Origin of the sequence: Anaerolinea thermophila (genome assembly GCF_020723905.1) — a bacterium.
Lineage (GTDB): Bacteria > Chloroflexota > Anaerolineae > Anaerolineales > Anaerolineaceae > Anaerolinea > Anaerolinea thermophila_A.
On sequence record NZ_DYHZ01000002.1, the window covers coordinates 159,759 to 176,369 of the forward strand.

General features: G+C 55.1%; 7 protein-coding genes and 1 CRISPR repeat array (1 of these 8 cut by a window edge). Of the genes, 5 read left to right on the top strand and 2 right to left on the bottom strand.

Annotated elements, in window-relative coordinates; genetic code table 11:
* A CRISPR array of direct repeats spans positions 1 to 5,028; the repeat unit is 37 nt; unit sequence GTTGCACCCGTCTCGATCCGTTAGAGGATACTGAAAC; it begins 968 nt to the left of the window's first position.
* Positions 5,029 to 5,285: 257 nt separating this feature from the next.
* Both LHF31_RS03370 and LHF31_RS03375 read left to right on the top strand, forming a co-directional pair.
* Complete coding sequence (locus LHF31_RS03370) at positions 5,286 to 6,026, top strand: thioredoxin domain-containing protein (RefSeq protein ID WP_298009152.1); 741 nt, start codon at positions 5,286 to 5,288, stop codon at positions 6,024 to 6,026.
* Between the two features lie 53 nt (positions 6,027 to 6,079).
* The gene (locus LHF31_RS03375) at positions 6,080 to 6,736 is read left to right on the top strand and encodes a deoxynucleoside kinase (RefSeq protein WP_298009156.1); all 657 of its coding nucleotides are present in this window, start codon (positions 6,080 to 6,082) and stop codon (positions 6,734 to 6,736) included.
* A 15-nt stretch (positions 6,737 to 6,751) separates the two neighbouring features.
* Here the strand turns inward: LHF31_RS03375 and LHF31_RS03380 are convergent, their stop codons facing one another.
* A complete protein-coding gene (locus LHF31_RS03380; protein ID WP_013561206.1) occupies positions 6,752 to 7,012 on the bottom strand; it encodes a stage V sporulation protein S in 261 nt (86 codons plus the stop codon).
* 376 nt (positions 7,013 to 7,388) lie between these two features.
* Here LHF31_RS03380 and recJ point away from each other — a divergent pair, with 376 nt between their 5' ends.
* From recJ to LHF31_RS03395, 3 genes are all read left to right on the top strand, one after another.
* Positions 7,389 to 9,692 carry a single-stranded-DNA-specific exonuclease RecJ gene (recJ, locus tag LHF31_RS03385; RefSeq protein ID WP_298009160.1) on the top strand — a complete coding sequence of 768 codons (2,304 nt, stop codon included), beginning with the start codon at positions 7,389 to 7,391 and terminating at the stop codon, positions 9,690 to 9,692.
* Between the two features lie 282 nt (positions 9,693 to 9,974).
* Positions 9,975 to 13,547, top strand: a complete 3,573-nt coding sequence (gene nifJ, locus LHF31_RS03390; RefSeq protein ID WP_303773561.1) for a pyruvate:ferredoxin (flavodoxin) oxidoreductase — start codon at positions 9,975 to 9,977, stop codon at positions 13,545 to 13,547.
* 211 nt (positions 13,548 to 13,758) lie between these two features.
* Positions 13,759 to 14,766 carry a dihydroorotate dehydrogenase-like protein gene (locus LHF31_RS03395; RefSeq protein ID WP_298005648.1) on the top strand — a complete coding sequence of 336 codons (1,008 nt, stop codon included), beginning with the start codon at positions 13,759 to 13,761 and terminating at the stop codon, positions 14,764 to 14,766.
* A gap of 37 nt (positions 14,767 to 14,803) precedes the next feature.
* On the opposite strand, the gene LHF31_RS03400 is transcribed toward LHF31_RS03395, so the two are convergent.
* Positions 14,804 to 16,597 carry an SLC13 family permease gene (locus LHF31_RS03400; RefSeq protein ID WP_298005652.1) on the bottom strand — a complete coding sequence of 598 codons (1,794 nt, stop codon included), beginning with the start codon at positions 16,595 to 16,597 and terminating at the stop codon, positions 14,804 to 14,806.
* Between the last annotated feature and the right edge of the window lie 14 nt (positions 16,598 to 16,611).

Genomic DNA, 16,611 nt, shown 5'->3' on the forward strand with positions numbered 1-16,611 from the left:
ATCCGTTAGAGGATACTGAAACACCCTGCGCAGGGCAGTCACACCCTGTACAGGGTCGGTTGCACCCGTCTCGATCCGTTAGAGGATACTGAAACCCCATCGATTTCGCAACAGCGCTCACGGTCACTTCGTTGCACCCGTCTCGATCCGTTAGAGGATACTGAAACGTACAGGTCATGGTGATAAGGATTGTCAACTGTGGCAAGTTGCACCCGTCTCGATCCGTTAGAGGATACTGAAACTCCGGGTCGTCTGGAGCAATGGCGACAACCCCGCGGGTTGCACCCGTCTCGATCCGTTAGAGGATACTGAAACTTCGTCGCGGCTTTCTTGGTTTACTGAATTCCAGACGTTGCACCCGTCTCGATCCGTTAGAGGATACTGAAACAGCAAAGAATTGCCCAGCACGTTTGTAAACGATATCCGTTGCACCCGTCTCGATCCGTTAGAGGATACTGAAACAATCAAAAACATTGCTTCTTCAAGCATGATAGGAATGTTGCACCCGTCTCGATCCGTTAGAGGATACTGAAACGGCGTGGCATCCAGCGTTCAATCCTGCGAATCGTCCGTTGCACCCGTCTCGATCCGTTAGAGGATACTGAAACATTATGACGAGCCAATGGAATGAATTTTCACACCAAGTTGCACCCGTCTCGATCCGTTAGAGGATACTGAAACAATACTGAGTATGAACTCCAAGTCTGGTTTTCATCCGTTGCACCCGTCTCGATCCGTTAGAGGATACTGAAACTTCTTTTCTTTCGGGGCGGGGATTGCCTGTAATCCGTTGCACCCGTCTCGATCCGTTAGAGGATACTGAAACAGCGGTCGCGGGCTTCCTTTGCGCTGTTTGGCCACTCGTTGCACCCGTCTCGATCCGTTAGAGGATACTGAAACCAGATGCACAACCTGGACTTGCGGCGCACGGCGATTGTTGCACCCGTCTCGATCCGTTAGAGGATACTGAAACTGAAATACTTGCTGATCAACGGCTGTTGGGCAATAGTTGCACCCGTCTCGATCCGTTAGAGGATACTGAAACACATGGTTATTGCTGCGTCTGGAAACTGCGATTTGAGTTGCACCCGTCTCGATCCGTTAGAGGATACTGAAACGGGGGACGTGACAGCCGGGAGAGACCGGCACAGCACGTTGCACCCGTCTCGATCCGTTAGAGGATACTGAAACTTCAATGATTTCACTTTTGGAGATTGTAATGTTCATGTTGCACCCGTCTCGATCCGTTAGAGGATACTGAAACCAGGCATCTACGTACAGGCAGCAGGCGCGGTACAGGTTGCACCCGTCTCGATCCGTTAGAGGATACTGAAACTTTCCAATGGGTTTCAATAAATTACGCTTGACAATTGTTGCACCCGTCTCGATCCGTTAGAGGATACTGAAACGAATTGGCTAAATAGTCACTGCGGCATTCATCCTCACTGTTGCACCCGTCTCGATCCGTTAGAGGATACTGAAACAGCCTTTAATTCTTCCGGGATGAATCCGAATTCCTTGTTGCACCCGTCTCGATCCGTTAGAGGATACTGAAACGTGGCGGGGCGCGCATGCCGAATACGCGCAAAAGGAAGTTGCACCCGTCTCGATCCGTTAGAGGATACTGAAACGATTGCGATGCGCGCGATTTCTACACCGCGCTGGAGTTGCACCCGTCTCGATCCGTTAGAGGATACTGAAACGCCAACGGAAATCTCGAAAACTGGGATGCGGTGATCGGTTGCACCCGTCTCGATCCGTTAGAGGATACTGAAACCTTTGACTTCCGGATGTGCAAGTAGCCTTGCCCCGGGTTGCACCCGTCTCGATCCGTTAGAGGATACTGAAACCTCATCTCGGTGGCGGACGCGATGACGGCGGGGGAGAGTTGCACCCGTCTCGATCCGTTAGAGGATACTGAAACACAAAGCGGAAAGACGCTTGACAGCCGGGACAGACCGTTGCACCCGTCTCGATCCGTTAGAGGATACTGAAACGATAAACTCATCGGGAACATCATCATGGAATAAATCGTTGCACCCGTCTCGATCCGTTAGAGGATACTGAAACACTGGCTTCAATTTGATGGGCTGCCTGTTCCCCTTGGTTGCACCCGTCTCGATCCGTTAGAGGATACTGAAACTCTCCGGGAAGGCAAGACCGCGATCGGTGAGTCCCTGTTGCACCCGTCTCGATCCGTTAGAGGATACTGAAACTTCTTTCGAAGCCGCCCCCGCCAGGGCGGTTTTTCATGTTGCACCCGTCTCGATCCGTTAGAGGATACTGAAACTTCCAGTTTCAGCCTTAGGCTTTCCAGCCGCTCCAGGTTGCACCCGTCTCGATCCGTTAGAGGATACTGAAACTTTGCGTCCCAGCATGTTTGTCAAGTAAGACCGTAAGTTGCACCCGTCTCGATCCGTTAGAGGATACTGAAACGTCTGGATATACCCAGTTTTCTGGCAGCCTCAGATGTTGCACCCGTCTCGATCCGTTAGAGGATACTGAAACCTTCGCGAAGTTCCTTTAACGTGCATGCACGAGTGCGTTGCACCCGTCTCGATCCGTTAGAGGATACTGAAACGGTCAGATGGTTGTGGTATCCGGTCATTCCGGGGACGTTGCACCCGTCTCGATCCGTTAGAGGATACTGAAACACGCTGTCGCAAAAATGGTACTCGAAAACCAATTGCGTTGCACCCGTCTCGATCCGTTAGAGGATACTGAAACCTCTTTCAACGAAAATGAATTCGACCAAATGGTTAGTTGCACCCGTCTCGATCCGTTAGAGGATACTGAAACACTAGGCTGCAACTCATCTTTGCTCTTGCGAACAGCAGTTGCACCCGTCTCGATCCGTTAGAGGATACTGAAACTCCGGACGACACAGCGGTTATTCTGGATGGTGAGCCGTTGCACCCGTCTCGATCCGTTAGAGGATACTGAAACTGAATTACAACCATTTTGGTCACCCGACTGCTAAACGTTGCACCCGTCTCGATCCGTTAGAGGATACTGAAACAAATAATGTTAGATGTGTCTATTTTGAGGGATTGAGTTGCACCCGTCTCGATCCGTTAGAGGATACTGAAACCACGTTTGGTGTTAGTCGGAATCTTCAGTGCCAGCAAGTTGCACCCGTCTCGATCCGTTAGAGGATACTGAAACCCGAATTCTGTGTTGAGTTCAGCGAGAATGATTTTGTTGCACCCGTCTCGATCCGTTAGAGGATACTGAAACATTCAGGCATTTTTTCTTTTACGCTTATCCATTCCAGTTGCACCCGTCTCGATCCGTTAGAGGATACTGAAACGATGAATGGCAATTGCGATGACGTTTTCTTGTAGCGGTTGCACCCGTCTCGATCCGTTAGAGGATACTGAAACGGGATATTGACAAGCCCGAGGTAGTCGATGATGACAGTTGCACCCGTCTCGATCCGTTAGAGGATACTGAAACTCTTTTCCTAACCACTGCAATCTCTCAACTTTCTTTGTTGCACCCGTCTCGATCCGTTAGAGGATACTGAAACCTCTCCATCACTGGCAATAACTTTGAGCAAGTTTTGTTGCACCCGTCTCGATCCGTTAGAGGATACTGAAACCAATCACCTAGACAGTGTTTTTTGATGGCGTTCTCCGTTGCACCCGTCTCGATCCGTTAGAGGATACTGAAACATCTACGCGTTGACCGCCACTCCCACGTGCCTGGTTTGTTGCACCCGTCTCGATCCGTTAGAGGATACTGAAACAATTGGCGGGAGTTCGTACGCGCGTTGGTTTCTAGGTTGCACCCGTCTCGATCCGTTAGAGGATACTGAAACCGCGGACGTACGCTTCCGCAACGGGTTAGCCCGAAGTTGCACCCGTCTCGATCCGTTAGAGGATACTGAAACGTAAATGGGATGAACTGTATAAAAATGTTGATATTTAGTTGCACCCGTCTCGATCCGTTAGAGGATACTGAAACCAAGTAAGGAAAAATGGGTTGAACTTCCAACCCAAAAGTTGCACCCGTCTCGATCCGTTAGAGGATACTGAAACGTGCGCGACGGTTTCGAAGGCAAACTGAACCAGCGGTTGCACCCGTCTCGATCCGTTAGAGGATACTGAAACAACGCAGTCAGCCCTAATCCGTCATAGCCCGTATACTGGTTGCACCCGTCTCGATCCGTTAGAGGATACTGAAACTCCTCACCGCTGGTCAGCAGGCACTCACCATCACCTGTTGCACCCGTCTCGATCCGTTAGAGGATACTGAAACTATGTATGCAAACTGTGATGCCGCATGTGCATCAAAGTTGCACCCGTCTCGATCCGTTAGAGGATACTGAAACGTTGAACAACATCAAACTTTCATATCAGAGTTTTCGTTGCACCCGTCTCGATCCGTTAGAGGATACTGAAACCTGTCTCAGAATATGTCGAAGAAAACGACCTCGTGAAAGTTGCACCCGTCTCGATCCGTTAGAGGATACTGAAACTGTTTTACGGCATACTCGGCAAGGCTTGCGTAAAAGTTGTTGCACCCGTCTCGATCCGTTAGAGGATACTGAAACAACTGGTCAAATTTGATAAATTAGGTCCAAATACTGTTGCACCCGTCTCGATCCGTTAGAGGATACTGAAACGAATTTTCGGGTTCGGATTGCTTACCCTTCGTTTTGTTGCACCCGTCTCGATCCGTTAGAGGATACTGAAACATGCTGTGGGGAGACCCCGGCATCGGGAAAACGGCGTTGCACCCGTCTCGATCCGTTAGAGGATACTGAAACCACGCTGGCGGGCTAGAAAAAGACTGAGACAAAGATTGTTGCACCCGTCTCGATCCGTTAGAGGATACCCCCCATTCGGGGGGTCTTCGACTGAAACTCCTTCGATTGTGGGTTGAGCCCACGGGGGCGTTGCACCCGTCTCGATCCGTTAGAGGATACCCCCCATTCGGGGGGTCTTCGACTGAAACTCCTTCGATTGTGGGTGGAGCCCATGGGGGACATTGCATCCGTCTCAATCCGGGGGAAGATACCCCCTGTTCAGAGGGCTTTGATGGATACTCTTTTCCCTTGATTGCGGGTTTGCCTGCTGGAATCGTTGCTCTTGTCCCAATCCTTTTATGAGGTTTCAACCTTTCGAGAGGCAATGTGATGATGACATTCTATCTTCCCTTGCATTCGTCCCAGTGAGCCTTCGATTTCCCCCTTATGTTGCTGATTGCCACAGCATGGCGTAGTTTGCATAGCCCTCCTGTTCACCCCCGGGAAACCCCGTGCAAAATGGTATAATCAACCTATGGACGAACAAAACACCCCTTTAAAGGTATCGAACGCGGCGCCGCGCCGCAATCTCCGCTGGTTGTACCTGTTACCGGTTGCTTTTGCCCTGGGTTTTGCAGTGGCTTATTTTGCCTTTGCCATCCCGTTGCAGAAAGAGGTTCGCACGCTGAAGGCGCAACTTGCACAGGCTGGATCGGTGGTGGACGTTCCGGAGCAGGTCAAACGCTACGAGGTGCCTGTGGATGACGACCCCGTCTTTGGTCCTGCCGATGCTCCCATCACCATCATTGAATTCAGCGATTACGAGTGCCCCTTCTGCCGCAAATGGCATCTGGAGGTCTGGCCCCGCATTCAGGAAGAGTTTGGCGATCAGGTGCGCCTGGTGTACCGTGATTTTCCCCTGTACGGCTTGCACGCCAATGCCGCTCCCTCTGCCGAAGCCGCCAACTGCGCTGGAGAACAGGGTAAGTACTGGGAATATCACAACGGTCTGTTTTCCTATCAGGGCGGGTACAGCCGTTCCGCGTTTGAAGAAATCGGCAAGCAGGTGGGACTGGATATGAATGCCTTTACCCGATGCCTGGACGAACAGCGCTATAAAGAAGAGGTCGAAGCGGACTATGCCTATGCCGCCGATCTGGGCGTGCAGTCTACCCCAACATTTTTCATCAACGGGCTGGCGCTGATTGGCGCGCAGCCGTATGAAGTTTTCCAGCAGGTCATTCAAATGGAACTCAACGGGGAAATCCCCCGATAGGGCGCGCGGGATGGCGCCTTTTTCTTTTGCCATAGCCATTCAGGAGGGATGAAATGAAACGCTATATCACCGTGGCGGGAAATATTGGCGTGGGGAAATCCACGCTGGTTGAACTGCTGTGTGCCAGACTGGGCTGGCAACCTTTCTACGAGCCCGAGGCGCACAACCCCTATCTCTCGGACTTCTATCAGGATATGGCGGCGTGGGGCTTTCACTCACAGGTCTTCTTCCTTGCCAACCGCCTTCAGATTCATCGCCAGATCATCCTTTTCCCCGGATCGGTGGTGCAGGACCGCTCGGTGTACGAAGATGCCGAAATCTTCGCTGCCAACCTGTACCGGCAAGGCTACCTGAGCGAGCGCGATTACGCCACGTATCGCGCCCTCTATCAGGGCATTGTGGAGTTTCTGCCCCCGCCCGATCTGGTCATTTACCTGCGTGCCCGCCCGGAAACCCTGATGGAACGCATTGCCCGGCGCAACCGCGATTACGAACGTGGCATCTCCCGCGAGTATCTGGAAGCGCTCAACGACCTTTACGAGCACTGGATTGAGTCCTTCACCCTTTGCCCGGTACTCACCGTGCCCGCCGACCACTTAAATTACGTTGCGCACCCCCGTCATTTAGAACTGGTGGTGCGCAAAATCAACGAAAAACTTGCCGGGAAAGAAGAAGTAATCTTCGACCCGCAGGAAATCGCTCAGATCTAATCGCAGGAACGACGATTAGCGTGGCTCGACAATGAGTTTAATGGCGGTGCGAACCTTGCCATCAATTTCAACGTCCACAAACTCCGGTACAGCGACGATGGAAATTCCGTCTTCTGCAAGATACCCTTTTGCCAGTACGAGTGCTTTGATGGCTTGATTGACCGCTCCGGCGCCAATTGCCTGCACTTCGGCATGCTTATGTTCGCGTATGACCCCGGCAATTGCCCCCGCAACCGCCGCAGTGCGCGAATTTGCCTTTACTTTGATTACGTCCATCGCCAATCTCCTTCCTTGTTGTTCAGTGTTTACAGGATGTTGCTCAATGCACTGGGGGCATGAACATACCTTAAAATAAATTTTAACGGAATCAGGTTATAGTTTCAAGGTTTCAATCTATATCATTTTAGTACAATTTCTAAAAAAGCACAAATTTTTCCATGGTTTGCACAGACTTTTTCTGAAAAAAAATTCATCAAAGCCTTTTCCGGGGGGAATTCTGGCAACAGCCTGACAATTTTTCTCCTTCACCCATCGCTTTTCCCGAAGGGGTGCCAGGCGCGTACGGGACAGGTTGCCTTTCCACTTCAAAATGACCGTGGTTGCCTGCTTTTTAAACCTGCCTCATTCGCCTGCCCTCAGATATAATGAGCGTATGTTCCAGTGGATTGAACCGGTCGAGAACCACATTCCCCCCGCTTTGCTGGAGGTGACGGGCGGTCAAACGCTGGTGGCGCGCATTCTGGCTCACCGCGGCATTACCGATCCACAGCGCGCCCGTGCCTTCCTTGATCCGGATTTCTATCAGCCCGCGCCCCCAGAAGACCTGCCCGGCATGGAAATCGCCTGTCAGCGCATCTTTAAAGCGATCCGCGGCGGCGAACGCATCTGGATCTGGGGTGATTTTGACGTGGATGGACAGACTGCCACCTCCCTGCTGGTGCAAACGCTGCGCTGGCTGGGAGCCAATCCGCGCTTTCATGTACCGGTACGGGAGAAAGAAGGGCATGGTGTCAACATTCCCTACCTGGAACGCATCCTCGCGCAGGGTGCCGATTTGATGATCACCTGTGACACCGGCATCACTGCCTTTGAGGCGCTGGAATATGCCCGCCAGCATGGTCTGGAAGTCGTCGTCACCGACCATCACCTGCTGGGTGAAGATCTGCCGCCCGCACTGGCGCATCTGACCCCGCGATTGCTCCCCGAAAGCCACCCCATGACCGGTTTGCCGGGGGTGGGGGTGGCGTATCAACTGGCACTGGCGCTGTTGACGCGCGCCGGCCAGCCAGAACGGGCAAATGACCTGCTCGATCTGGTGGCGCTGGGCATTGTCGCGGATGTTGCCCTGCAAACCGACGATACCCGTTACCTGCTTCAGCGGGGATTACAGGTACTGCGCCGCGGCAAACGCGTGGGCTTGCGGGCAATTCTGGATCGCGCTGAAGTTTCGCCCCTATGGTTAAATGAAGAACATCTGGGCTTTGTGCTGGCGCCCCGTCTCAACGCACTGGGGCGGCTGGGCGATGCCAATCCAGCCGTGGAACTGCTCACCACAGAGGATGAAGAGCGGGCGCGGGTGCTGGCAGGGGAACTGGAAATCCTCAATGCCCGCCGTCAATTCCTTACTGCACAGGTGCTGGCAGCGGCGGAAGACCGCCTGCGCGCCGATTCGTCCCTCCTGCGCTCGCCGGTGCTGATTCTGGATAACCCCGAATGGGCCCCCGGAGTGGTGGGCATTGCTGCGGCGCAACTGGTGCAGCGCTATCATCGTCCGACCATTTTGCTCAGCGGATCGTCAAGCGGCATGCTGCGTGGGTCGGCGCGATCCATTGAAGGGGTGGACATCACCGCCGCCATTAGCGCCTGTAAAGACCTCCTGATAGGCTTTGGTGGGCATCCCATGGCGGCAGGGCTTGCCCTGATGGCGGATCAACTGCCTGCCTTGCGCAACTGTCTGGCGCGGCAGGTGCAGGCGCAACTGGATGCGCAGGGCGGCTTACCCGAACGCACCCTGCAACTGGAAGCCGTTTTGCGCCTGGAAGAGATCCATCTGGACGTTGCCGAAGCCCTGGAAAGCCTGGCACCGTTTGGCCCCGGCAACCCCACCCCGGGCTTGCTGGTGCTGGATGTGCGTATCAACAATGTCATTACCATCGGGCGAAATGATGACCATCTGCGCATTACCATCGAGGACCGTGCCGGTAACGAGCGTGAAGTCCTGTGGTGGGGAGGTGCTGGCTACGATTTGCCTGACGGCTGGTTTGACCTTGCCTGTACCCTGCGGGCTTCCACCTATCAGGGTAGTCGCGGCGTGCAGGTGGAGTGGCTGGACTGGCGTCCTCATCAGATGGAACAGATTGACCTGTACGGCTTGCTCGAGGTGGAGGATCACCGGGACGAGGCGCACCCCCTGCCGCTTCTGGAACGCCTGCTGACAGAAGATCCCATGGCGCAGGTATGGGGCGAAGCCGAGGCACTGGATCGACTGCGTGAGCATGCTCGCGACCGCACTGCCTTGCAGCCCGCCGAAACGCTCATCATCTGGACGCCCCCGCCTTCCAACCATGTTCTGCGCAAGGTGATGGAGCAGGTTAAACCCCATCGGGTGGTGCTGTTTGGTGTGGATCCGCAAACCGCCGGGATGGATGCCTTCCTGCAACGGCTGGCTGGTCTGGTCAAGTTTATCCTGCAGCAGAACCGCACCGTCACGCTGGAAAAACTGGCAGGTCTGACGGCGCAAAGCGAGGCGGCAGTACGCCTGGGGTTGTGCTATCTGGAAGCCTGCGGTTTCGTGCGTGTGCGTTTTACCGATACCGGCGTGACGCTTTCCGAGGGTACGCGTCAGCCAACCGGTGAAGCGCCCGTTTTCCAGAAACAGTTGCAGACTGCGCTGGATGAGACTGCCGCGTACCGGCGTTTTTATCACAGTGCCGGGCGCATTACTCTTTTTTCATAGGGAGACCGCAACGTTTTTATCAAAATTCTGCGCCGCTGAAAAAGAAGTCAGTGTCGGTGGGCACTTTGTACTCACAGGAAGGTATTGTGTCTAAAAAAATGGTTGAGAGGTTTTGTGACAAATCCCGTTTTTTGTTAAGAAATATATTACTATCCGATTTAGATGTTTGGACATAAACTCTTTAGATTGACGGGTCTTAACCTGTCCAGACCAGTGAAAACGCAAAGATATCTGCAGGGGGCAGAATCATATATCTGAAATAATTTTTACAGGAGTGTGGTTATGAGCAATCGTCAAAAAATTACCCTGGATGGCAATGAGGCGGTTGCGCGGGTTGCTTACCGCGCCAGCGAAGTCATTGCCATTTACCCCATCACCCCTTCTTCCGCCATGGGAGAGTGGTCGGATGAATGGATGGCAAAGAAGGTCAAGAATCTCTGGGGAACTGTGCCGCTGGTGGTGGAAATGCAATCTGAGGGCGGCGCCGCCGGTGCGGTGCATGGCGCACTGCAATCCGGGGCTTTGTGCACCACCTTCACCGCTTCGCAAGGCTTGCTCCTGATGATTCCCAATATGTACAAAATCGCCGGTGAACTCACTCCGCTGGTGATTCACGTTTCAGCGCGGGCTCTGGCGGCGCAGGCGCTCTCCATCTTTGGCGATCATTCCGACGTGATGTCTACTCGCCAGACTGGCTTTGCACTGCTGGCTTCGCGCTCGGTGCAGGAAGCCCACGATATGGCGCTCATCGCCCATGCCGCTACACTGGAATCTCGCGTGCCCTTCCTGCATTTCTTCGATGGATTCCGCACTTCTCACGAAGTACAGAAGATCGAGGAACTCACCGAAGACGACATGCGCGCAATGATCTCCGATGAACTCATCGCCGAGCACCGCAAGCGCGCCCTCAGCCCCGATCATCCCGTCCTGCGCGGGACTGCCCAGAACCCCGATGTGTACTTCCAGGGACGTGAGACAGTCAACCCCTTCTATGCCCGTTGCCCGGAAATCGTTCAGAAGACCATGGATCGCTTTGCCCAACTGACCGGGCGGGCGTATCACCTCTTTGAGTATGCTGGCGCACCGGATGCCGAGCGCGTCATCATCCTGATGGGCTCTGGCGCTGAAACCGCCGAGGAAACCGCTAAATATCTGGTGAATCGCGGTGAGAAGGTTGGTGTGGTTACCGTGCACCTGTACCGTCCCTTCTCCGCCAGGCACCTGCTGGCAGCGCTTCCTGCCACTACCCGAGCCATTGCCGTCCTTGACCGTACCAAAGAACCCGGTTCGGCGGGCGAGCCCCTGTATCAGGATGTGGTTACCGCCATCGCCGAAGGATTGGCGGGTGGCTTTGCTCCCTTCAAGACCATGCCCACCGTTATTGGCGGACGCTATGGTCTGTCTTCCAAAGAGTTCACCCCCGGCATGGTCAAAGCCGTATTCGATGAACTCCAGAAGAACCAGCCCAAGAATCACTTCACTGTGGGCATCGTTGATGATGTCTCCTTCACCAGCCTGGAGTACGACCCCGACTTAGAAATCCTCGACTCCTCCACTGTGCAGTGTGTCTTCTTTGGTCTGGGCTCGGATGGTACAGTGGGCGCCAACAAAAACTCCATCAAGATCATCGGCGAGGAAACCGAAAACCACGCTCAGGGCTACTTCGTGTACGACTCCAAGAAATCCGGCTCGGTGACTATCTCACACCTGCGCTTTGGACCCAAACCTTTGCGCGCTCCGTACCTCATCCGTCAGGCCGATTTCGTTGCCTGCCACCAGTTCTCGTTCCTGGAGCGGCTGGATATTACCCGCTACGCCAAACCCGGCGCAGTCTTCCTGCTGAACAGCATTTACGGACCGGATGAGGTTTGGGATCACCTGCCGCGCGAGGTACAGAAGGATATCATCGAGAAGAAACTGAAGTTCTACGTCATTGATGCCTACGAAGTCGCCAACCGCACCGGCATGGGACAGCGCATCAACACCATCATGCAGACCTGCTTCTTCGCCATCTCTGGTGTCCTGCCGCGCGATCAAGCCATTGCCGAAATTAAGAAATCCATTGAAAAGACCTATGGCAGGCGTGGTGAAGCCGTGGTGCAGAAAAACTTCGAGGCGGTGGATCACACCCTGGCAAACCTGTATGAGGTCAAAGTGCCCGATCAGGTCACCAGCACCTTCAGCCGCCGCCCGGCGGTAGGTCCCGATGTGCCTGAGTTTGTGCGCGAAGTGCTGGCGCCGATGATGGTCTTTGAGGGTGATAACCTGCCCGTATCTGCCATGCCGGTAGACGGTACCTTCCCGACCGGAACCGCCCAGTACGAAAAGCGCAACATCGCGCTGGAAATCCCCGTCTGGGAGCCCGATTTGTGCATCCAGTGTGGTAAATGCGTCATGGTGTGTCCGCATGCGGTCATCCGCATGAAGGTGTACGAGCCGGAACTGCTGGCAAATGCTCCGGCAACCTTCAAGTCCACCGATGCCAAGTTCAAGGAATTCCCCAATTCGAAATTCACCATTCAGGTGGCGCCCGAAGACTGCACCGGATGCGCGCTGTGTGTGGAAGCCTGTCCTGCCAAAGATAAGACTCAGGTCGGGCGCAAAGCCATCAACATGGCGCCTCAACCGCCCCTCCGCGAACAGGAACGCGAGAACTGGAACTTCTTCCTCTCTTTACCGGATGTTGATCCCACGGCGATTTCGCCTACCACGGTCAAGAATTCGCAATTGCTCCGCCCGCTGTTTGAGTTCTCTGGCGCCTGCGCAGGCTGTGGCGAGACGCCTTACGTCAAACTGCTCTCGCAGTTATTCGGCGATCGTGCGGTGATTGCCAATGCCACCGGCTGTTCCTCGATTTACGGCGGCAACCTGCCCACCACACCGTGGACGAAGAACGCCGAGGGGCGCGGTCCTGCCTGGTCCAACTCGCTCTTCGAAGATAACGCCGAGTTTGGGTTTGGCTTCCGCCTGACCATTGACAAACTCAACGAGTACGCCCGCGAACTGCTGGCGGATCTCTCCGGACTGGTGGGGAATGACCTGAGTGCCGCCATTCTGGAAGCCGACCAGAGCACTGAGGCGGGCATCCGTGAACAGCGTAAACGCGTTGCCGCGCTGAAGGAAATCCTCAAGGGCATCAAAGACCCGCGCGCTTTCAATCTGCTGAATGTAGCCGATTATCTGGTTCGCAAGAGCGTGTGGATTGTCGGTGGTGACGGCTGGGCATATGACATCGGCTACGGCGGTCTCGATCATGTGCTGGCGTCCGGGCGCAACGTCAATATTCTGGTGCTGGATACCGAGGTGTACTCCAACACCGGTGGTCAGGCGTCCAAATCCACCCCGCGCGCTGCGGTTGCCAAATTTGCCATGAGCGGTAAGGGTTTGCCCAAGAAGGATCTGGGCATGATCGCCATGTCCTACGGTTACGTCTATGTGGCGCGCGTTGCCATGGGCGCTAACGATCAACAGACCCTGCGCGCTTTCCTCGAGGCGGATGCTTACGAAGGTCCTTCGCTGATCATTGCCTACAGTCACTGTATCGCTCATGGTATTGATATGCGCAAAGGTCTGGATCAGCAGAAACTGGCGGTCAACTCTGGCATCTGGCCTATGTACCGCTATAACCCGATGCTCGCGCTGGAAGGCAAGAATCCGCTCATCATCGACTCCAAAGATCCGACGGTGGATGTCCAGGAATATGCCTATAACGAGACGCGCTACCGCATGCTCGTTCAGGCAGATGAAGCCCGTGCCGAGATGCTGATGCAGCAGGCGCGCGAAGACGCCCGCAAACGCTGGGAACTCTACAAGCAAATGGCGTCCATTCAATATAAATCCAACGGGAACGATTAAAGCCCGTACCAGGGCGCCTCTCATGGGCTTGTCTGTGAGAGGCGCCTCTCTTACCGTAAATAATGGCACCTTTTGAAAAGATAATCCGATGTCATTGCGAAGGCGTTCCCCCCATGAGGGGAGCCCCGTCAGGTGAAAGCCGGCAATGGATTCAGCGGTTTCACTTCTTTGTAATGATCGGTACAGGAAACTGAACAGGAGGGAAGGAATTATGGCAGATTTAACGACAACCTATCTGGGATTGACACTGAAAAATCCGGTGGTGGCTTCGGCATCTCCGCTTTCCAAGAAACTGGAGGGTATCCGCCGACTGGAAGAGGCAGGCGCCGCTGCCGTGGTGATGTATTCGTTGTTTGAGGAACAGATCACCCACGAAAGCCTGGCGCTGGATCATTTCCTTAACCGCGGCACCGAGTCCTTTGCCGAGGCGCTCAGTTACTTTCCCGATCTGGAAAATTACAACGTTGGTCCGGAAGAGTACCTGAATCTCATCCGCCGAGCCAAAGAAGCCGTGAACATCCCCATCATCGGTAGTCTGAACGGCGTTTCGGCGGGCGGCTGGGTGGATTACGCTTGTAAAATCGAGGAAGCCGGCGCCGATGCGCTGGAACTGAATATGTACTACATTCCCACCGACCCCGACATCACCGCCCAGGAACTGGAGCAGAACTACGTGGATCTGGTGTCGGAGGTGTGCAGCCGGGTGAGCATTCCGGTGGCAGTTAAACTCAGCCCCTTCTTCACTGCCCTTCCCAACATGGCAAAACGTCTGGCAGGCGCCGGCGCTAAAGGACTGGTGCTGTTCAACCGCTTCATCCAGCCCGATCTGGATATTGAGACGCTGGAGGTCGTACCAGCCCTGCAACTCAGCACCCCCGCTGAACTGCGCCTGCCCCTGCGCTGGGTAGCCATCCTCTACGGACGTGTGCCCTGCGATCTGGCGCTTACTTCAGGCGTGCATGATGCTCAGGCGGTGCTCAAAGCCATGATGGCTGGCGCCAGAGTGACCATGCTGGCTTCGGAACTGCTCCAAAACGGTTTGAAACGCATTGAGGAAATCCTTGCCGACATGAACGCCTGGATGGATACCTTTGAGTACGAATCCGTCCGTCAGATGCAGGGTAGTATGAGCCAGAAAGCAGTGGCAGAACCTGCCGCCTTTGAACGGGCAAACTACCTGAAAGCCCTGCAAACGTTTGATAATAAGAAACTGTACTAAAAGGAAAATCGCCCCGCCGTCAGGCGGGGCGAATGGTTTAAATTCCCCAGAACAAATGTAATCCTGTCAAAATGAAAACAATCGCCAGCAGGGTGAGGGGCATACCCACACGGAAGTAATCGCGGAAAGTGTAGCCGCCGGGGGTCATCACCAGCACGTTGACGGGATGCCCGAAAGGGGTGGGAAAGGAGAGCGAACAACCCAGCGCCACCGCCATGCCCAGCGCCCGCGCATCCAGATGGAGATGACTGGCAACAGTGATGGCGACCGGCGCCAGTACCAGGGCGGCAACCTGCCCGCTCATGATCTGGGTGAAGATGAACGCCAGTACGATGAGAATCAGCGCCACCATCCACACCGGAAGTTGGCCCATGCCCCCCATCAGCGGTTGAAGAAGGTCGTTGACCAGCCCGCTGGTGCGCATAGCCGTACTGAGGGGCCACATCCCGGCGATGAGGAAGATGGCTTTCCATTCTACCGCATGGTAGGCTTCCTGCATGTCCAGACAGCCGGTGAGCAGGAGCAGGACAGCACCTCCAAACACCGCCAGCGATACAGGCAGGAGATTGAATGCAGCGGTTCCCAGTGCCAGCGCGGTAATTCCCAGTGATAAGCCAAACCGTTCCGGTTTGAGCGGAGCGTCGGGGTCTTCTTCCAGCACAATCCAGTCGGAGTTGTGGCGCAGGAGATGCAAACGCTCGGCGGCTCCCTGCACCAGCAGGGTATCGCCCTCGCGGATGCGGACGCTTCCAAGGTCGTCCAGCAGCGGCGCACCCTCGCGCCAGATGCCCAGTACCTGCAGTTGATAGGTCTCGTTGAAGTGCACTTCCTGCAGAGTGCGTCCGATCAACCCGCCGTGCGGCGAGACAATGATCTCTGCCAGCGCCAGCCCGCTTTCGGCAATGGGCTGCAGGTCGGGCAGGGCGCGAAGGAAGCGCAAGCCCAGGGCATCCATTTGTTCCATCTGAAGGATACCCTGTACTACCAGCACATCGCCGGGGTGAACCCGCATCCCCGGAAAGGGCGGCAGGTTGATGCGTCCCTGCGGACGCACCGTTAGAATGCGCAAGCCGGTGCGCTGAAGCCAGCGTGCCTCGCGCAGAGTCTGCCCGGCCAGCGGGCAGGTGGGTAGCACCTCAATTTCATACAGGCGGCGGGTCAGCCCGTACAACTGACTGAGTTTTTCGTGCAGTTGCTGGGGAAGCGTATCATCCTCGTGGGTGTAGTGTGGCATCAGGCGTATGCCCAGCGTAACCATATACACGGCACCCAGCACTACCAGTGGCGCGCCTACCGGGAAAAAATCCAGCAAACCAAAGGGGGCATACCCGGCATCTTTGAGGGCGTTGCTGACAATAAGGTTGGCAGTGGTCAGCAGGGTTGCCATGCCCCCCAGGGCAGTGCCGTAGGCGAGGGGCATCATCAGCCGCGAAGGCGAGGTATGACTGCGCCGCGCCAGCCCCAGCACGGCAGGCAACAGCACCCCCACGACGGCGATGTTGTTCATCAGCAGAGAAAGCCCCGCCGAGACCAGCAGGGTGGTCAGAATCAGGTGCTTTTCGGTTCTGGCACCGAGGCGGTGCATGTGCGTCCCCAGCCAGCGGGTTACCCCCGTCTGACGCAGGGCTTCGGAAAGAATGGAAATGCCCAGAATGGTGATGACCGCCGAGCCGCTAAAACCGGCAAAGGCTTCCTGGGGGGTGACGATCCCGCCGATTCCCAGGAACACCAGCACAATCAGCGCCACCAGATCGGGACGCACCCGTTCGCTGATAAACAGCGCTGCGGCGAGAATCATAACCACCAGGGTGAAGAAGGCAGGAAATTCCATCTACAGGGTGGATT